General features: G+C 67.1%; 15 protein-coding genes. 11 read left to right on the top strand and 4 right to left on the bottom strand.

The features are described from left to right. Positions 1 to 29: 29 nt before the first annotated feature. Positions 30 to 1535 carry a leucyl aminopeptidase gene (locus ACLJOO_RS16410; protein WP_410788024.1) on the bottom strand — a complete coding sequence of 502 codons (1506 nt, stop codon included), beginning with the start codon at positions 1533 to 1535 and terminating at the stop codon, positions 30 to 32. 97 nt (positions 1536 to 1632) lie between these two features. Here ACLJOO_RS16410 and gcvT point away from each other — a divergent pair, with 97 nt between their 5' ends. The 11 genes from gcvT to ACLJOO_RS16355 all read left to right on the top strand — a co-directional run bounded on the left by gcvT (position 1633) and on the right by ACLJOO_RS16355 (position 14728). Continuing rightward, entirely contained in the window at positions 1633 to 2733 is a 1101-nt protein-coding gene (gcvT, locus tag ACLJOO_RS16405) for a glycine cleavage system aminomethyltransferase GcvT (RefSeq protein WP_410788023.1), read from the top strand. A gap of 53 nt (positions 2734 to 2786) precedes the next feature. Then, positions 2787 to 3581, top strand: coding sequence for a DUF2785 domain-containing protein (locus ACLJOO_RS16400; protein ID WP_410788022.1), 795 nt, complete (start codon positions 2787 to 2789; stop codon positions 3579 to 3581). Between the two features lie 17 nt (positions 3582 to 3598). Further along, entirely contained in the window at positions 3599 to 5452 is a 1854-nt protein-coding gene (locus ACLJOO_RS16395) for a BTAD domain-containing putative transcriptional regulator (protein WP_410788021.1), read from the top strand. A gap of 107 nt (positions 5453 to 5559) precedes the next feature. Continuing rightward, on the top strand, positions 5560 to 5688 hold the full coding sequence (locus ACLJOO_RS16390) for a hypothetical protein (protein WP_410788020.1): 129 nt from the start codon (positions 5560 to 5562) through the stop codon (positions 5686 to 5688). Between the two features lie 82 nt (positions 5689 to 5770). After that, positions 5771 to 6874: a HesA/MoeB/ThiF family protein gene (locus ACLJOO_RS16385; RefSeq protein ID WP_410788019.1), complete on the top strand. Its 1104-nt coding sequence runs from the start codon at positions 5771 to 5773 to the stop codon at positions 6872 to 6874. Then, the gene (locus ACLJOO_RS16380) at positions 6871 to 8118 is read left to right on the top strand and encodes a hypothetical protein (RefSeq protein ID WP_410788018.1); all 1248 of its coding nucleotides are present in this window, start codon (positions 6871 to 6873) and stop codon (positions 8116 to 8118) included. Before ACLJOO_RS16385 ends, ACLJOO_RS16380 begins: the two co-directional genes overlap by 4 nt. Before the next feature lie 451 nt (positions 8119 to 8569). Then, positions 8570 to 9577, top strand: a complete 1008-nt coding sequence (locus ACLJOO_RS16375) for an ABC transporter permease (RefSeq protein WP_410788017.1) — start codon at positions 8570 to 8572, stop codon at positions 9575 to 9577. Between the two features lie 40 nt (positions 9578 to 9617). Next, a complete protein-coding gene (locus ACLJOO_RS16370) occupies positions 9618 to 11378 on the top strand; it encodes an ABC transporter substrate-binding protein (RefSeq protein ID WP_410788016.1) in 1761 nt (586 codons plus the stop codon). 93 nt (positions 11379 to 11471) lie between these two features. Then, the gene (locus ACLJOO_RS16365; RefSeq protein WP_410788015.1) at positions 11472 to 12464 is read left to right on the top strand and encodes an ABC transporter permease; all 993 of its coding nucleotides are present in this window, start codon (positions 11472 to 11474) and stop codon (positions 12462 to 12464) included. After that, on the top strand, positions 12461 to 13666 hold the full coding sequence (locus tag ACLJOO_RS16360) for an ABC transporter ATP-binding protein (protein WP_410788014.1): 1206 nt from the start codon (positions 12461 to 12463) through the stop codon (positions 13664 to 13666). Before ACLJOO_RS16365 ends, ACLJOO_RS16360 begins: the two co-directional genes overlap by 4 nt. A gap of 18 nt (positions 13667 to 13684) precedes the next feature. Continuing rightward, positions 13685 to 14728, top strand: a complete 1044-nt coding sequence (locus ACLJOO_RS16355; RefSeq protein ID WP_410788013.1) for an ABC transporter ATP-binding protein — start codon at positions 13685 to 13687, stop codon at positions 14726 to 14728. A 56-nt stretch (positions 14729 to 14784) separates the two neighbouring features. Here ACLJOO_RS16355 and ACLJOO_RS16350 read toward each other — a convergent pair whose 3' ends face one another. The 3 genes from ACLJOO_RS16350 to ACLJOO_RS16340 form a co-directional block, all read right to left on the bottom strand. Continuing rightward, positions 14785 to 16089 (bottom strand): sugar ABC transporter permease, encoded by a 1305-nt coding sequence (locus tag ACLJOO_RS16350; RefSeq protein ID WP_410788012.1) that lies wholly within the window; start codon positions 16087 to 16089, stop codon positions 14785 to 14787. Further along, the gene (locus ACLJOO_RS16345) at positions 16086 to 16901 is read right to left on the bottom strand and encodes an ATP-binding cassette domain-containing protein (RefSeq protein WP_410788011.1); all 816 of its coding nucleotides are present in this window, start codon (positions 16899 to 16901) and stop codon (positions 16086 to 16088) included. Before ACLJOO_RS16345 ends, ACLJOO_RS16350 begins: the two co-directional genes overlap by 4 nt. A 116-nt stretch (positions 16902 to 17017) precedes the next feature. After that, the gene (locus ACLJOO_RS16340) at positions 17018 to 18097 is read right to left on the bottom strand and encodes a substrate-binding domain-containing protein (protein ID WP_410788010.1); all 1080 of its coding nucleotides are present in this window, start codon (positions 18095 to 18097) and stop codon (positions 17018 to 17020) included. Between the last annotated feature and the right edge of the window lie 59 nt (positions 18098 to 18156).

Here is an 18156-nt window from a genome sequence, read left to right as displayed (position 1 = left end):
ACGCCTGCCGGCCGCCGGGGATTCGCTACTCAGCTCGCTGACGCGGCGAGCTCGACCAGCGTGCGGACGGCGTACCCGGTGCCGCCGGTGGGCGTGTAGCCGGAGGGGCCGCCGTCGTTGAAGGCGGGACCGGCGACGTCCAGGTGCACCCAGTCGATGCCGTCAGCAACGAAGTCGCCGAGGAAGGCGGCCGCCGCGAGGGCGCCGCCCCACGGCTCGCCGGTGATGTTGGCCAGGTCGGCGACCTTCGAGTGCGACTTCAGCTTGTCCAGCATCTCGGTCGGGATCGGCAGCGGCCACATCGACTCGCCGGCCGCGATCGCCGCGTCGACCACCCGGTCGCGGGCCGTGTCGGTGTTCCCGAACGCGCCCGCCACCTTGGTGCCCAGGGCAACCACACACGCCCCGGTCAGGGTGGCCACGTCGATGATCAGGTCGGGCTGGTCCGCGGAGGCCCGGACCAGTGCGTCGCCGAGCACCAGGCGGCCCTCGGCGTCGGTGTTCAGCACCTCGACGGTCTTGCCGCCGTACATCGTCAGTACGTCGGAGGGCCGGGCCGCGGAACCGGACGGCATGTTCTCGGCCATCGCGGCGTACGTCGTCACCTGGACCGGCAGGCCGAGCCGCGCGATGGCGAGCGTCGCGCCGATCACCGCGGCGGCGCCGGCCATGTCGGACTTCATGCTCACCATGCCGGTCGACGTCTTCAGCGACAGGCCGCCGGAGTCGAACGTGATGCCCTTGCCGACGAAGGCCAGGTGGGTGACGGGCTTCTTCGGCGTGTAGGTCAGCCGGACCAGCCGGGGCGGGTTGCTCGAGCCCTGGCCGACGCCGAGGATGCCGCCGTACCCGCCCTTGGCGAGGGCCTTCTCGTCGAGCACCTCGACCTTGACGCCGTACTCCTTGCCGAGCTTGACCGCGTCGGCCGCGAACTCGGCCGGGTGCAGGTCCGACGGCGGGGTGTTCACCCAGTCCCGCACCTGAGCGACGGCCTCCGCGGTCACCTGGGCGCGCTCGAGGGCGGCCTTGGCGTCCTTGTTCCGGGCCAGGTCGGTCAGCACGGTCAGGTTGCCGGGCGCGTCGTTCGCGCCGTCCGACGACTTGTACGCCGTGAACGCGTAGCGACCCATCAACGCGCCCTCGGCGACCGCGCGCACGCACTCGGCGTCCGGGGCCGGCAGCGCGAACGCGACCGACTGCGAGATCTTCGCCGCCCGCACACCGGTGCCGGCCGCGGCCCGCAGGTCCTCGGTCTTCAGCACGCCGTCGGGCGCCGCGCCGAGACCGACCGCGATCAGCGTCGCGAACTTGCCCGGCTTGCCGAGCAGCGGCCCGGGCACCTTCGTCACCTCGCCGGCCTTGCCGGTGGCGCCGAGACCGGACAGCACCTCCACCAGCTTCCCGCCGTACGCGGCGTTCAGCGACTCGGTGCCGGCCGGCAGGGTGACGCCGCCGCCGAGTTTGACCACGCCGATGACCACGGCGTCGCTCTTGACGCCGGCGGCATCTGACTTGCTCAGGGTGATGGTGGTCACGAAATCCTCAGTCCTCCTTGACCGGCTGGCAGATGGCCGGTCGTCACGGTACGTGCGTGCTGCCTGAGCATGCTACGCGTCGGGTAGTTTCCCCTCCATGACCCAGTCTCCTGATCTGAAGAAGTCGCCACTGCACGAGCGCCACGTCGCGCTCGGCGCCAAGTTCGCCGAGTTCGGCGGCTGGGAGATGCCCCTGGAGTATTCCGGCGTCGTGGCCGAGCACACCGCGGTCCGTACGTCGGTCGGCGTCTTCGACGTCAGCCATCTCGGCAAGGCGACGGTCAGGGGCCCGGGCGCCGCGGCGTACGTGAACGCGTGCCTGACCAACGATCTCGGCAAGATCGCGCCGGGTCAGGCGCAGTACACGCTGTGCTGCAACGAGAACGGGGGAGTGGTCGACGACCTGATCGCCTACCTGCACGCCGACGACGACGTGTTCCTGATCCCGAACGCGGCCAACACCGCCGAGGTGGTCCGCCTGCTCCAGGCCGACGCCCCCGACGGCATCGAGGTGACGAACGTCCACGACGACTACGCGATCCTCGCCGTGCAGGGCGCGAACAGCGACGAGGTGGTGTCCGCGATCGGGCTGCCGACCGGTCACGACTACATGTCCTTCGCCACGGCCGACTTCGGCGGTACGCCGGTGGTCGTGTGCCGCACCGGCTACACGGGCGAGCGCGGCTTCGAGCTCGTCGTACCGAACGCCGCCGCGGTGGCCGTGTTCGACGCGCTGCTGACGGCCGGCGAGCAGTACGGCATCGTCCCGGCCGGACTGGGCGCGCGGGACACACTGCGGACCGAGATGGGCTACCCGCTGCACGGCCAGGACATCGCGCCCGGCATCACGCCGGTCCAGGCGCGGTCCGGATGGGCCGTCGGCTGGAAGAAGGAGCACTTCTGGGGCGACGCGGCCCTGCGCGCCGAGAAGGAGCGCGGACCGGCCCGGATCCTGCGCGGCCTGCGCGCCGCCGGACGGGGTATTCCGCGGCCGCACATGTCGGTTCTGGATCAATCCGGTACAGCGCTCGGTGAAGTGACTTCCGGAACGTTCTCGCCGACGCTGAAGAAAGGTATTGCGTTGGCACTCCTGGACGCGTCGGTGAAAGAAGGCGATCAGGTAACCGTCGACATCCGGGGCCGCGGGGAAACCTTCGACGTCGTCAAACCGCCCTTCGTGACCGTTCACGTGCGCTAGGGCTGACAGCGAGTTCGCGGGTTGCCTGCACCGGCCATGACTACAATCCGCATATGGTCGACTGGCGTACAGTGACAGCGAAGGACTTTGCCGTTCCTCAAGATGTCGAACTTGGAGCTTTGGTCGACGAGCTCGCCGAGATGCTGATGTCGGAGGATCCCGTCACGCGTGACGAACTGGCATTCTCGACGCTGGCACGGTGGATCGACCGTGACGTCCTCTCTGCCACACAGCTGGACGCTTTGGGCGACTGCATGGCGAAACGGTTCGACAGCGACGCGATCCAAGTCAGGACATTCGCGCCTTTGATCCTGGATTCGATCGTGTCCAAAGGCCGCCTCAGGCCGGCATGGTTCGATGCCTTCGCAGCTTGGTATCCGGCAGAGCGGGATCTGCGGGGCCATGACCAGAAGCTCGGCTGGCTGCACGCGATCGCCCACGGCGCAGACCTCCTCGGTGCCTTCGGACGGAGCACGGGCGTGGCTCCGGATCGAGTCCTTGCCATCGCTGCCGAGCGACTCGTCGCTCCAGGTGACACCGTCTGGCGGGACCACGAGCACGACAGGCTCGGCTATGCGATCGCACTCACGCTGACGCGCGACGAGCTGACGGACGAAACGGCGGTTCGTTGGCTCGACGCGGTCGCTGACAACTGGGCCAACCGGACGCCGGGTGCACCCCCGGCCGAGGTCAGCAACGCTGTGCACACGCTCCGCGTGGTGTACATCCTCGGGACGACCGGTGTGCGGCCGAGCAGGCAGAAGACCCCGCTACGGTTGAACCACGAGTCCGAGGTCCGGGCGGCGCTCCTGAAGATTCTGCACTCCATGAGCCCCTACATGTGGTAGCCGCCGTGGAGTTCCGCATGCTTGGGCCGGTCGAGATCGTGGTCCCGGACGTGGTGTTGCCGCCTCTTCGTCCGCAACTCCAAGGCATGCTCAGCTACCTTCTGCTGCACGCGAACCAGCATGTCACGATCGATCGTCTGATCTCGGCGCTATGGGGTGACACGTCACCGGAGACGGCCCGAGCCCAGATTCATACGATGGTCGCGAAGCTCCGGCGGACTCTGGCACTGGCCAGTGAGCAGGAACGCATTGTCACGGGTCCAGAGGGCTACAAGGTTGTGGTGCGGGACGACGAGTTCGACCTCGCCAGGTTTGAAAACTTGGTGATCGACGCCCGATCGAGCATGGCGAACGATCCGGCTCAGTCGGAGGCGCTGCTGATCGAGGCTCTCGGTCTGTGGCGTGGCCAGGCGATGGTTGGAGTGAAGGCTCCGTTTGCCGAAAGCAGCCGGGCCCAGCTGGACAAGAAACGGCTGCTCGCCCAGGAGCAACTCGCCGAGCTGTGGCTCGATCTCGGCAAGCATCACGAGCTGGCGACTGAGCTGCCGGCGCTTTGTGCGTTGTATCCCGGCAGAGAGCAGCTGGCCAGGCTTCTGACGCTGGCGCTGTACCGCAGCGGCCAGGCCGCTGCGGCACTGGAAGTGCTGCGAGACCTGCGTGAAGTTCTGGTCGAGGAGCACGGGATCGAGCCGTCCAGGGAGACCCAGCAATTGCAGACCTCGATCCTGCGGGGCGACCCAGGCCTGGACTTCGTCGACGGCGGCACAGCGCCGGTGGAGCACCATGGGGCCGAGGAGCCGGCGAGACCAACCAAAGCCAGGACAGCGCCGGAGGATCAGGTCGGTGCGCTCATCGGGCGAGCCGAGGAGTTGTCGGCACTGGATGCGGCGCTGGAGCGAGTTCGAGCTCGCCCACGCAACGCACCGATCCTGGTGTGCGGCCTGCCAGGTATCGGCAAGACGGCCCTGGTCGCCGAATGGACGCGCAGGTTGGCGCCCTCGTTCCCCGACGGTGTGATCACCGTGGATCTGCGCCGCTGGGATCGTCGAGTTGCTGTGTTCGAGGCTCGCCGGACCGTGCTCCGGGCGTTGAAGGTGGCTGGACCTGAGGTGCCGTCCGATCCACACGATCTCTCCGAGCTGTACGCCGCCACCCTCACCGACTCTGCCGCACTGGTGGTTCTCGATCATGTCGAGTCGTCGGCTCAGGTGCGCGATCTGCTCTTGCCGGCGGCCAAGCCTGGTTTCGCCGTGGTCAGCCGTCGCCGGCTCGATGGGCTGGTGGTCAGCGAGTCCGCGCCACTGGTGCAGATCGGTCCGCTGCGGCGCAACGAGTCGGTCGAGATGCTGGGCCACGCTGTGGGGCATCCCATCGATCCCGGTGGAGCCGAGCGGCTGGCCGAGTTGTGTGGTGATTGGCCACTGGCGCTGCGGATCGCCGCGGCTCGGGTCCTGGTCGACGTCGGCTACCCGGTCCAGAAGTTACTCGAGGAACTCACCGACCCGGCCGGCCGACTTGGTCATCTGCATCTGGCCGAGGCAGGTGCTTCTCTGCCGCACGCTCTGGACGAATGTGTGGCCGACCTGTCGGCGCGTGCGCTCCGCCTCTACCGCCGGTTGGGCGGGCTGGAGCGCTCGATGTTCGAGTCCTCGGACGTCGAGGAGCTGGCCCGGATCGACGAGCCGTCAGTTCGCCAGATCATCGAGGAACTGGTGGCAAGTGGCTTGGTCAGCCGGACCGGATCGGGGCGGTACTGGATGACAGACCTGGTCCGGCTGCATGCGGCGCAGGTCCCCGCGATGGACCTGCGGACTTGGCCGTTCAGCGCTTCGACCGCGGCGCCGGATGCCCAGGGGCGGGTGGCGCAGTGACCAGCGAACAGACGATGAATAGTGGCTGTATAGCGGTCGGATGAGGCGTTCTTGCGAGGCTGTCGCTGCGCCCACAACCAGGTGGGCCACTGCGAAAGGAAACCTCGATGCACGACGACAAGCCGACCGCCGAGGCCGCCGCGACCGTTGCGGAGGCTCCCAAGCTGGTCATCGAAGTCCGGCAGCTGGACAAGCTCGAGACGACCTCCTTCCGTGAGGTCGAGGGTCCGTTCTGATCCAGCTGTAGCGCGGGTGCCCACCCTTCGCGGGTGGGCACCCGCCAGCGAGTTCCTTCGAGAAAGGGTCGGCATGCACGCGATGAACAAGCCTCGGGTCAAGGACGGGCATCGTCCGCTGCTCCGTCCGGACGGACGGATCTGGATCGGCAGCGTCCAGTTCGGCCTCGGTACGGAGATCCAGGATGCGTCAGGTCTGGTCTGGCAATGCTGCCAGTTGATGGACGGCACACGAACCCACGCGGAGATCGTGAACCTACTCACTGCCGACGGCGGACGGCACCCCGCCAACGTGGAGCAGGTGATCGAGCTGCTGATCAGCTCGGGCTGGATCGAGGACGCGGCCGGGCGCCTGCCGGAGAACCTGACAGCTCGCGACATCGAGCGCTACGGGCGGAACGCCGACCTGCTGTCGTGGCTCGACACGACTCCCCGGCAGAGCCGTTTCGAGCTGCAAGGACGTCTCAAGGCTGCGCGAGTCACGATTCTCGGTGTCGGCGGTATCGGCTCCGCGGTCGCGGTCAGCCTCGTCGCGTCAGGTGTCGGTCAGGTCCACTGCGTCGACGGGGATGTCGTCGAACTGTCCAACCTCAACCGCCAGACGGTGTTCAGCGAACCCGACATCGGCCGGTCCAAGGTCGACGTCGTGATCGAGCGGCTGAAGCGGCTGAACAGTGACGTGCAGGTGACTGGTGCCGACATGATGATCCAGACTGAGGACGAGATCGCGCGCCAGGTCCGGGGTTCGGACATCTTCGTGCACGCCATCGACAGACCGCAGGGTATACAGCGCTGGTCCAATCGGGTTGCGGTCGAACTCGGGATTCCCTGGATGATGGCGTCGTACAACGGCCCGATGATGGCGTGCTCGATGTTCCTGCCGGGCAAGACCGGATGCTACGAATGCATGCGGACGGCCGAGAGAAATCGGCTCGAGCTGGCCGGCGACGACGATCTCCTCGATGCCCGCCCGGTGGACGGATTCAACCCGGTGATGGCGCCAACCGCGCAGATGAGCGGGCATTTCGGGGCGCTGGAAATCATCTACTTTCTCGCCGGGATGAGGGTCCAGACTGCCGGGCGACAGATCCATCGCAGCTTCCTCGACTACGACCATCAGTACTTCATCGAAGGGCCGCGACAGCCGGACTGTCCGGCGTGTGGCGACCAAGCCAGCGCAGGATGACCGCGGAGAGCACCGATCTGGCAGTGCGGATGCGCCCGCTGACAATCCATGAGGAGGGTGGTTCCTGGATCGTCGGCCGTAACGACTCCGGTGACTTTGTGGAGCTGCCGATCCAGGCGATTACCTTCATCGAGGCTCTGCAGCTCACCGGATCGATCCCAGCTGCGGAGTTGCGCGTCGAGCAGCGGCATGGTCAGGCGATCGACAGCGAAGGCTTCGTGACCTCGCTGGTCGGGCTCGGCTACGTCGAGTCGATCGGAAGCCATGTGTACGCGGACAGCGCACAGCCGCCGAGTCTGCCGTGGCTGCAGGCCCATCATGTGCGCTTCTTGTTCTCCCGCCCTGCTGCCGTGCTCGTCGGCCTGTTGTGGCTCGCCGGTCTGCTGGCAGCCTGGCGTCGACGCGATCTGCTGCCTGACTACAGCTCGTTCTTCGTGACCGGCTGGAACGGGTTCAACATCGCGTGGAGCACCTTGTTCTACTTGGTGACCGTGGCGGGCCACGAGTTCTCCCATCTCGCTGCTGCGAGAGCCTCGAACGTTCATGCCCGCTTCGGCCTGGGAACCAGGCTGAACCTGTTGGTCGCTGAGACCAAGGTCGCGGGTCTGTGGGGCGCACCACGCCGTACCCGCTTCCGCGTCTACACGGCCGGTATGCGCTTCGATCTGTGCGTCATGGCGGTGCTGTCGATCACCCTGACCTGGACAGCGCTCCCCACCTTTGTCGCGCGGTCGGCTGAATCGTTGATCCTCGCCCTCTTCATCTCGATAGCGACCCAGTTCGCCCTCTACATGCGAACCGACGTGTACTTCGTTTGCCAGGAACTCCTGCGGTGCAAGAACCTGTTCGGCGATGCGTGGGCGTACGTGCACTTCAAACGCGGACGGTTGGTGGGTGACCGATCGCATGAGTCGGCAGATCCCGTGCTGGCGCTGCCGGAACGGGAGCAGCGTCCAGTGCGCCTGTACGCCTGGTTCATGCTGATCGGTTCCGGTGTGTCGTTGACTATTTTCGCGGGATATGGAGCACCGGTCCTGCTGCGCCTGTTCGCAGACTCCTTCGGCGAGATCGGCCGAGGGGTCGCCGACGGCAATGCGCTTGTCCTCCTCAACGGTGCCGTGGTCGTTCTGGTAGAGGGCGGGCTCCAGGTGCTGTTCGTAGTGATGTTCGTCCGCAAGCACGGCCGCGCTATGCGATCGGGACTACGAGCCACGTGGCGCCGGCTGGGAGGCAGCGGAGCCTGACACAGACGCTCCGAACAGGCGCACGCATGTCGATGACATGCGTGCGCCTGTCGTCGTCCAGGGCCCGAGACCCCCGCCTGAGCGCACCACCGCACGAAGAGTTCGGACTGAGACCGAATGTGTCTTTTCGTTACATTGCGTGAGATATTGGCACAAAATGGCCACTGTCGGTGCTGTGCCGACGCGTTTTGCGCAGGATTGACTGCGAACGGTGACGAAATGGGGCAAATGTTCCGTTCGAGTACCGGTTCCGGTAACGATTTGTGCACTGCTGCCGAGCACTGCTGGTTTGGTGTCACGGTGTCGGGCAGGCTAGCGCGCGGCTACGGCGGAATCCCCTGTCAAGGGGATTTGACGCGAGCCCGCAAGCGAGCAAAGGTCGGCACGCTATCCACCGATAAGTGCCGGATCCGCGGACCGAAATCCGGCCGACTGAACTGACGGAGTGCGAATGAGTATTGGGTCGCCCGACTCGACCGTAGGGGTCGAAGATCACCCGGCCTCGGCGGAGCCGGTTCGGGGTTCCGCGGTTCCGCACGGCAAGTCCCCGACTCGGGTCGCAGTGGACCGGCTCCGCAAGGATCGGGTAGCCGTGATCTGCGCGTGCATAGTGATCTTCTTCATCCTGATCGCGATCTTCGCGCCGTTACTGACCAAGCTCGAAGGTGCCGATATCGGCACCTTCAACCCCGACCTCGTCGACGAGTACGGCTTCCCGACCTTCGTCGCCAACGCTCAGCACTGGTTCGGCGTGGAACCCAAGACCGGGCGGGACAACTTCGCCCGCTGGGTGTACGGCGCGCGTCCGTCGCTGATCGTCGCGTTCGTCGCGACGCTGTTCGGAACCGTCGTCGGCGTCGTGATGGGCCTGCTGGCCGGCTTTCTCGGCGGCTGGGTCGACCGGATCATCTCCTGGGTCGTCGACTTCGTGCTGAGCCTGCCGTACCTGCTGTTCGCGATCGCCATGGTGCCGATCGTCGAGAGCATGCGCGGCGGGTCCTTCAACCTCTCGCCGGAGGAGCAGGCGTCGACGCGATTCTTCGTCCTGATCTTCGTCCTGTCGTTCTTCGGCTGGGCAGGTCTGGCCCGCATCATCCGGGGCGAGGTGCTGTCCTTGCGCGAGCGTGAGTTCGTGCTCGCCGCGAAGGCGATCGGGGTCCCCACCCGGCAGGTCCTGTTCAAAGAACTGCTGCCCAACCTGGTCGCTCCGATCGTCATCTCGGCGTCGCTCGCACTGCCGGCCTACGTGACCGCCGAGGCGGGTCTGTCCTACCTCGGTGTCGGTCTGATCGAGCCGGTCCCGTCCTGGGGCCAGACGATCGCGACCGCGACCAACTGGTTCAAGGCGGATCCGATCTACCTGTGGCTGCCGGTCCTCGGTATCACCGCGCTCGTACTGGCGCTGGCCCTGCTCGGTGATGCCGTCCGCGACGCCTTCGACCCCAAGACTCGCCGGTAGCCCGGCGTTGCCCCAGCGGCAGAAAAGGAGAAACACGAGAATGCAGTGGAAACGGATCACCGCTGTTGCGGCGACGGTCATGCTGGCCGTCGCGGCCTGTGGCAGCCCGTCGGCCAGCAACAACAAGGGCGGTGCCAACTCGGGCGACGCGGGTACGGCCCAGCAGAAGGCCACGGACCCGACCGCGAAGGGCCCGGCGCCAGAGATCGACGGTGCCAAGAAGGGTGGCGCCGCCACCGTCCTGTCCGACGTCTCACCGGACACCTTCGACCCGACGAACATCTACTTCGTCGACGGAAACCAGATCGGCAAGCTGATGTACCGGGCGCTGACCCAGTACCGGCTGGACGGTGACAGCCACAAGCCGGTGCTCGTTCCCGACCTCGCCGAGGACCTGGGCACGAAGTCTGCCGACGGTCTGACCTGGACCTTCAAGCTCAAGCAGGGCATCAAGTACATGGACGGCACGCCGGTCAAGGCGGCCGACTACGCGTACGCGATCAAGCGGTCCTTCGCGCACGACCTGTACGACGCTGGACCGACATACCAGAACGAGTACTTCAAGGACGGCAAGACCTACAAGGGCCCGTACGGCGCGAACGGCGCCAACTACTCCGGTGTCGAGACACCGGACGAGAACACCCTGGTCATCCACCTGGCGAAGAAATTCGACGACCTGCCGTACTACGCGGCGTTCCCGATGTTCACGCCGATCCCGCAGGCCAAGGACACCAAGAAGTCCTACGACCTGAAGCCGATGACCACCGGGCCGTACCAGGTCGACTCCTACAACCCGGGTTCGGAGCTGAAGCTCAAGCGGAACCCGAACTGGGACCCGAACACCGACCCGGTGCGGTACCAGTACCCGGACACCTGGGACTTCAAGTTCGGTCAGGACACGCTGAAGGTGCAGCGCCAGGTGCTGGCCAGCAACGGCCCGGACGCGAACGCGCTGAACTACTCCGACCTGGACTCCAGCCTCGTTCCCGAGGTCAAGGACCAGAGCCAGCTCGTCACCGGTCCGCAGCCGTGCACCAACGTCTGGGGCCTGGACACGCGGAAGATCCCGCTGGAGGTCCGGCAGCTGATCGCCAAGGCATACCCGTTCGACACCTACCGCAAGGTCGCCGGTCTGACGCCGCAGAGCGCGATCCCGGCCTCGACGATCCTGCCGCCCGCTGTTCCCGGCTACGAGAAGTACGAGCTCCCGGGCCTGGTCGGCACGGGTAAGGGCGCCGAGGACCCGGCCGTCGCGAGCGAGGTCAAGGCGAAGCTGAAGGATCTCGGCAAGTCGGACTTCGAGCTCAGCTGGTACTACGCGAACGACGACAAGATCGCCACGCAGGTCACCCAGCTGCGAACCCAGGTGTACACGGCCGCGGGCTTCAAGGTGCGGCCCGTAGGCGTCGCGAAGGCCAAGCTGCGGACCTTCCGGAACGACCCGGCCGCGCCGGTGAACATCGGTCAGGGGCCGTCGGGTTGGTGCTCGGACTGGCCGTCCGGCGCCAGCTGGTTCCCGGTGCTGTTCCGGTCGGACGCCGTCGCACTGAGCAACAGCATCGGGATGCTGCAGGACAAGACGCTGGACGCCGAGATCGACCGCGTCAACTCGATGACCGCCGACCAGCAGCTCAAGGAATGGTCGAAGGTCGACAAAATGATCATGGAGAAGTACCTGCCGCTGATCCCGCTTTACTACAGCGCCAGCAACTATCCGGTCGGCAAGAACCTCGGTCACGTCATCAACGACCCGACCCAGGGCCTGCCGGAGTTCACCTCCATCTACCTGAAGCAGCCCTGATCCGGGCCGCGGTAGTCCCAGCGGTTTGATCATCTGACGACGGGTGGTGACCGGACTCGGTCCGGTCACCACCCCCGGTGAGGAGAATCCCTCGTGCTCTACTTCGTGGCGCGCCGGCTGGTGAGCGCGCTCAGCGTCGTGCTGGTCACGCTGATCGTGACCTTCGCGCTGTTCTTCGTTGCGCCGACCGACCCGGCCGGCGCGATCTGCGGTGATCGCAACTGCACCCAGGAGCGATACAACGAGATCAAGGAGAATCTGCACCTGGACAGGCCCGTGGTGCAGCAGTTCGCCGAGTACACGGCGGGCATCTTCGCCGGGCGGACCTTCGAGACGGCCGGCGTCAAGCAGAAGTGCTCGGTGCCCTGCCTGGGATTCTCGTTCAAGAACGACCGTCCGGTGACCCAGATGTTGAAGGAACGGCTGCCGGTCACGGTGTCACTGGTCGCGGGGTACGCGGTGCTCGTCCTCACCATCGGTGTCTTCGTGGGCTCGATGGCTGCGAAGAGACGTGGGACGCTGGGCGACCGTGCGCTGATGAGCAGCACGCTGATCCTCAGCTCGGTCCCGTACTACATCGTCGCGCTGATGATCTCGCTTTACCTGACGATCCTGTACCAGATCCTGCCGCGCGGCGGATACACACCGATCACCCAGAATCCGGCGGCCTGGTTCACCGGGCTGCTCACCCCCTGGCTGGTCCTCGGCCTGTACAGCTGCACCCAGTACGCGCGGTATTCGCGCGGCTCGATGGTGGAGGCGCTGAGCGAGGACTACATCCGGACCGCGCGGGCGAAGGGCCTGTCGGACCGGGTGGTCACCTACAAGCACGGGCTGCGGTCCGCGATGATCCCGGTCATGACGATCTTCGGCCTGGACATCGCCGGCAGCCTCGCGGGCGCGATCTTCACCGAGCGGATCTTCGACCTGCCGGGCCTCGGCAACCTGGTGCTGGAGAGCCTGAGCAACTACGACCTGCCGGTGATCATGGGCACGGTCCTGGTCTCCTCGGCCATCTTGGTCGCGATGAACTTCCTCGTCGACGTCGCCTACTCAGTGATCGACCCGCGAGTGAGGCTGTCGTGAGCACACCCGCCCCCGAAGACCGCGCCCCCGAAGACCGCGCCCCCGAAGACAAGAAGGACAGCATGGCCGAGAGTGCAGCCACTCCGGCGGACGCCGCCGGCGCTGGCCCTGTGGACGCCAAGCGCGGTCCGTCGGTCGCCACCCGCGAGCGCCGGCAGGGTTCGATCAACCCGAGCGGCGAGACGCCGTACCTGGTGGTCGAGGACCTGGCCGTGAAGTTCCCCACCGCCGACGGACTGGTGAGCGCGGTGAACGGGCTGAGCTACTCGGTCCCGCTCGGCCGCACGCTGGCCATCGTCGGCGAGTCCGGCTCCGGCAAGTCGGTGTCGAGTATGGCCGTGATGGGCCTGCACGACCGCAAGCGGACCCGGATCACCGGCTCGATCCGGCTCGGCGGCGACGAACTCGTCGGCCTGCCCGAGAACGAGCTGATGAAGATCCGCGGCGACGCGATGTCGATGGTCTTCCAGGACCCGCAGTCCTCGCTGCACCCGCTGTACACGATCGGCAACCAGCTGGTCGAGGCGTACCGGGTGCACCACAAGGTCTCCAAGGACGTCGCGAAGAAGCGGGCGCTGGAGATGCTCGACCTGGTCGGGATCCCGAACCCGCCGCGCCGGTTCTCGCAGTACCCGCACGAGTTCTCCGGCGGTATGCGGCAGCGCGCGATGATCGCGATGAGCCTGATCAACGACCCGAAGCTGGTGATCGCCGACGAGCCGACCACCGCGCTGGACGTGACCGTGCAGGCGCAGATCCTGGACCTGCTGAACAACCTGCAGAAGGAGTTCGGCTCCGCGATCGTGCTGATCACCCACGACCTCGGGGTGGTCGCCGAGATGGCCGACGACGTCCTGGTGATGTACGCCGGGCGCTGTGTCGAGTACGGCACCGCCGAGGACGTCCTGGCGAACCCGCGGATGCCGTACACCTGGGGTCTGCTCGAGTCGATCCCGACCGTCTCCGCGGCGAACGAGCGGCTGCGCCCGATCAAGGGCCTGCCGCCGAGCCTGCTGAACCTGCCGGCCGGCTGCTCGTTCTCCGCGCGCTGTCCGTACGTCGAGCGCGTCAAGGGCGAGCTCTGCACCACCCAACTTCCGGACCTGCTGCCGGTGGACGGCGCCGGTGCGCACACTTCCCGTTGTCACCTGCACGACAAGGCCTCGATCTACGAGACCGAGATCGCGCCGAGACTGGGCTGACGAGGGGACTGAGGAACCATGAGCGAAACCAAGAGCGAAACCAAGAGTGAAACGCTGTTGCAGGTCCGCGACCTGAAGATGCACTTCCCGATCAAGGAAGCCGCAGGCCTCGGCCGGACCAAGAAGGTCGTGCAGGCCGTCGACGGCGTCTCCTTCGAGCTGAAGGCCGGCGCCAGCCTCGGTCTGGTCGGCGAGTCCGGCTGCGGTAAGTCGACCACCGGCCGGATGATCACCCGGCTGCTGACCCCGACGGCCGGCGAGATCGTGTTCAAGGGCACCGACATCGCGCAGCTGAAGGAGCGGGAGCTGCGGCCGTTCCGCCGGCAGCTGCAGATCGTCTTCCAGGACCCGTACAGCTCGCTGAACCCGCGGCAGACGGTCAGCAACATCATCAGTACGCCGCTGCGCGTGCACAACCTGGTCAAGAAGGGCCAAGAGCTCGCGCGGGTCCAGGAACTGCTGGAGCGCGTCGGTCTGAACCCGGAGCACCACAACCGCTACCCGAACGAGTTCTCGGGCGGTCAACGGCAGCGCATCGGCATCGCCCGGGCGCTCGCGGTCGAGCCCGAGGTGATCATCGCCGACGAGCCGGTGTCCGCGCTCGACGTGTCGATCCAGGCCCAGGTGATGAACCTGCTCGAGGACCTGCGCAAGGACCTCGGGATCGCGTTCGTGTTCATCGCGCACGACCTCGGCGTCGTCCGGCACTTCTGTGACGAGGTCGCGGTGATGTACCTCGGTAAGATCGTCGAGCAGGGCTCGCGGGACCAGATCTACAACGCGCCGCAGCACCCGTACACGCAGGCGCTGCTGTCGGCGGCGCCGGACCTGGGCACCATCCGGGGCGTCCCGCCGAAGGAGCGGATCCGGCTGGTCGGCGACGTACCTTCGCCGATCGACCCGCCGAGCGGCTGCCGGTTCCGGACCCGCTGCTGGAAGGCGGAGGACATCTGCGCCACCCAGGAGCCGCTGCTGGAGATCAAGCCGCAGTCGACTCCGGGCCACACGGCCGCCTGCCACTTCGCGGAGCCGAAGGTCGACCTGATCGCCGAAACCGCCTGAGACACAAGTAAGCCCTCCGTCAATGGCGACGGAGGGCTTACTTGTGTGCGGATCAGTTATGCGCGGCCGTGCGCCTGGCGGCTGCGGCGGCTGAGCGAGTCGATCGTGACCGCGATCAGCAGGACGCCGGCGGTGACGATGTAGCGGACGTTGGAGTCCAGGCTGAGCAGGGCGAGACCGTTGGAGATCGAGGTGATCACCAGCGCGCCGAGCAGCGCGGAGTACGCCGAACCGCGGCCGCCGAACAGGCTGGTGCCGCCGATGACGGCGGACGCGATCGCGTTCAGGTTCACGTCCGTGCCGCCGCTGGCCTGGCCGACCGCTACCAGCCGGGCCGCTGCGAGGATGCCGCCCACCGCGGCGAAGGTGGTGCAGGCCGCGAACACCGTCAGGTAGATCATCCGGACGTTGATACCGGCCCGGCGCGCGGCCTCGACGTTGCCGCCGACGGCGAAGACCGAGCGGCCCCAGCGCGTCCGCCGTACGGCGAGGTCGGTGACCACGACCAGGGCGAGGAAGAGCAGGAACATCGACGAGACGCCGCGATCGCCGTTCAGGACCGCGACCGGGATCAGCAGCACGATCGCGAGGCCGGCGGCCTTGATCGCGATGACCGAGTTCGGCGCTGCGGAGAGACCGGCCGCGGCGCGGGCGGTCCGGCCTTGCCAGCGGCTCAGTGCGTAGGCCACGACGACCAGAGCAACGAGCGCGTAGGCCATCGCGGGGGAGAGGAAGCTCCGGGTCGCGAATCCGACCAGCGCGGAGTCGTACGGCAGGTTGATCGTGCCGTCCTTGCCCAGGACCAGCAGCTGCAGACCGAGGAACCCGAGCAGACCGGCGAGCGTGATGACGAAGCTCGGTACGCCGAAGCGCGTGTAGAGCAGGCCGTAGAACAGACCGATCAGCACACCGAGCGCGATGGCGGCGACGAGCGACAACACAATCGGCCAGCCCTCGTTGACGAACGTGACGCCGACGACCGCGGCCGCCACGCCGCTGACCGAACCGACCGAGAGGTCGATCTCGCCCAGCAGCAGGACGAGAACGATGCCGAGGGCAATCACCCCGACGGACGTGGTCTGCAGCGTGAGGTTCACCAGGTTGCGGCTGGACAGGAACGAGCTGTTCGCGACCTGGAAGACCGCCCAGATGATGACCAGGCCGACGACCACCGGGACCGAGCCCAGGTCGCCGGACCGCAGCCGGGAGGTGAACGCGCCGACCGCGCCGCTGATCCCTTGCCGGGCGATCAGCCGCTCGTCCTGGAGGTCGGCCGGCAGCTGGGTCGCGCCGTTCTCCTCGGGCGTCGCCGTCGTACCCGAGATGTCCTGGGGGCGGGTCCCCGATCCTTGGAGACTCATGAGGCCGGTCCCTCTTCCCGGTTCCGGCGCGCCGCGCGCTCGGAGACCGCGTTGTCGGTAGCGCCGGTGATCGCGGCGATGATGTCCTGCGTCCGGGTCTCGCTGACCACGAAGACGCCGTTGTTGCGGCCGAGACGCAGGACGGCGACCCGGTCCGCGACCGCCATCACGTCGGCCATGTTGTGACTGATCAGGATCACGGCCAGGCCGCGTTCGCGCAGCCGCTCGACCAGGTTGAGGACCTCGGCGGTCTGAGCTACGCCGAGAGCCGCGGTCGGTTCGTCCAGCATCACGACCTTGGGCCGGCCGAGCAGGCTGCGCGCGATCGCGACGGTCTGCCGCTGGCCGCCGGACAGGCTGGCGACCGGGATCCGGACCGACGGGATCTTCGCCGACAACTGCCGGAGCAGCTCCCAGGAAGAGCGTTCCATCTCGACCTCGTCGAGCGCGCCGTTCTTGAGGAGCTCGCGGCCGAGGTACAGGTTCGCGACGACGTCCAGGTTGTCGCACAGCGCCAGGTCCTGGAACACCGTGGCGATGCCGAGCTGCTGCGCCTCGGCCGGGCTGCCGACCCGGACCGGCTTGCCGTCGAACACCATCGACCCGTCGTCGGCGGTGTAGACGCCGGCGATCGTCTTGACCAGCGTGGACTTGCCGGCCCCGTTGTCGCCGACCAGAGCCAGCACCTCACCGGCACGGACGTCCAGTTCGATGTTCTTCAGAGCCTGCACGGCCCCGAAACGCTTGGAAATCCCCTGCAGCGTCAGCACCGTACCGGCGCCGACGTCGAGGGGAGTCGGGGTAACAGTCACTCGATCAGCCTCCTGGGGCTTATTTCAGGCCATGATCCTCGCCGGGGGCGCGGTTGGGGAGAGGCCCGGCACAGCCCCCCGCACCTCACTGCGGGGGGCTGCGACGAGGGGGCGGGTCAGTTGCTGCTCAGGCCTGCGGCGGTGCAGGCGGCCGCGAAGGACGCGGTGCAGATGTCGGCGACCTTGTAGATGTTGTCCTTGACCACGGTGTCCTTGATGTTGTCCTTGGTCACCGCGACCGGGTCGAGAATCGTCGACGGTACGCCGCTCTTCTCGGTGGTGGACTCGGGCTTGCCGCCGTTCGCCAGCGCCACCGCGCCCTTGGCGGCGGCCTCGGCCTGAGGCTTGACCGCCTTGTAGATGGTCATCGCCTGGTCGCCGGAGACGATCCGCTGGATAGCGGCCAGTTCCGAGTCCTGACCGGTGACCGGCGGCAGCGGCTTCACGCCACCGCCCTTCAGCGCGGCGATCGCGCCGCCGGCAGTGCCATCGTTGGCTGCGTACACGCCGACCAGGCCGTTCTTGATCGCGCTCAGCTGACCTTCCATCCAGGCCTGCGCCTTGTCCGGGCTCCAGTCCGGGGTGTCGAACTCGGCGGCGATCTTGAAGCCGCTCGAGTCGAGCACGCTGTGCGCGCCCTTCTTGAAGTCGGCGGCGTTCGGGTCGGTCGGCGAGCCGTTGATCATCGCGATGTTGCCCGACGTCTTGCCGGCTGCCTTCAACGCATCCACCAGAGTCTGCGCCTGCAGCTTGCCGACCGCCTCGTTCTCGAACGACACGTAGTAGTTGGCGTTCTCGATGAACCGGTCGTACGCGACCACCGGGACGCTCTGGGCCTTCGCGGAGGCGGCGACCGCGGCGGCGGCCTTGCCGTCGACCGGGTCGAGGACCAGCACGTTCGCGCCCTGGGTGAGCGCGGCCTCGGCCTGCTGCTGTTGCTTGGCGGCGTCCTGGTCGGCGTTGCTGTAGATCAGCTGGCAGTCGCCGCAGGCCGCCTTCAATGCCTCGGTGAACAGCGGGCGGTCGAGCGCCTCGTACCGGGTGGTCTTCGACTCGGGCAGCAACAGCGCGACCTTCTTCGCGCCGCCTGAGCCGCTGCCCGAGCCGGAGTCGTCGGAGCCGCAGGCCACCAAGGAGGCGGCGAGGGCCGAGACGGCAAGGCCGAGGCCGACGAGACGAAGTGCTGAGACGGACATATGGCGACTCCTTGACGAGGCGGCCCCGATTGGCCTGCCCGCAGTCAAGCCCTCCAGCG

This window comes from Kribbella sp. C-35 (genome assembly GCF_046549195.1).
Classification (GTDB): Bacteria; Actinomycetota; Actinomycetes; order Propionibacteriales; family Kribbellaceae; genus Kribbella.
This window is presented reverse-complemented; position numbering and strand designations above follow the sequence as displayed.

Coding starts and splice junctions, on each gene's coding strand:
- ACLJOO_RS16385 (WP_410788019.1), top strand. CDS start 5,771: ATGAACAAGCCTCGGGTCAAGGACGGGCATCGTCCGCTGCTCCGTCCG.
- ACLJOO_RS16355 (WP_410788013.1), top strand. CDS start 13,685: ATGAGCGAAACCAAGAGCGAAACCAAGAGTGAAACGCTGTTGCAGGTC.
- ACLJOO_RS16400 (WP_410788022.1), top strand. CDS start 2,787: ATGGTCGACTGGCGTACAGTGACAGCGAAGGACTTTGCCGTTCCTCAA.
- ACLJOO_RS16380 (WP_410788018.1), top strand. CDS start 6,871: ATGACCGCGGAGAGCACCGATCTGGCAGTGCGGATGCGCCCGCTGACA.
- ACLJOO_RS16340 (WP_410788010.1), bottom strand. CDS start 18,097: ATGTCCGTCTCAGCACTTCGTCTCGTCGGCCTCGGCCTTGCCGTCTCG.
- ACLJOO_RS16395 (WP_410788021.1), top strand. CDS start 3,599: ATGCTTGGGCCGGTCGAGATCGTGGTCCCGGACGTGGTGTTGCCGCCT.
- gcvT (WP_410788023.1), top strand. CDS start 1,633: ATGACCCAGTCTCCTGATCTGAAGAAGTCGCCACTGCACGAGCGCCAC.
- ACLJOO_RS16390 (WP_410788020.1), top strand. CDS start 5,560: ATGCACGACGACAAGCCGACCGCCGAGGCCGCCGCGACCGTTGCGGAG.
- ACLJOO_RS16350 (WP_410788012.1), bottom strand. CDS start 16,089: ATGAGTCTCCAAGGATCGGGGACCCGCCCCCAGGACATCTCGGGTACG.
- ACLJOO_RS16370 (WP_410788016.1), top strand. CDS start 9,618: ATGCAGTGGAAACGGATCACCGCTGTTGCGGCGACGGTCATGCTGGCC.
- ACLJOO_RS16375 (WP_410788017.1), top strand. CDS start 8,570: ATGAGTATTGGGTCGCCCGACTCGACCGTAGGGGTCGAAGATCACCCG.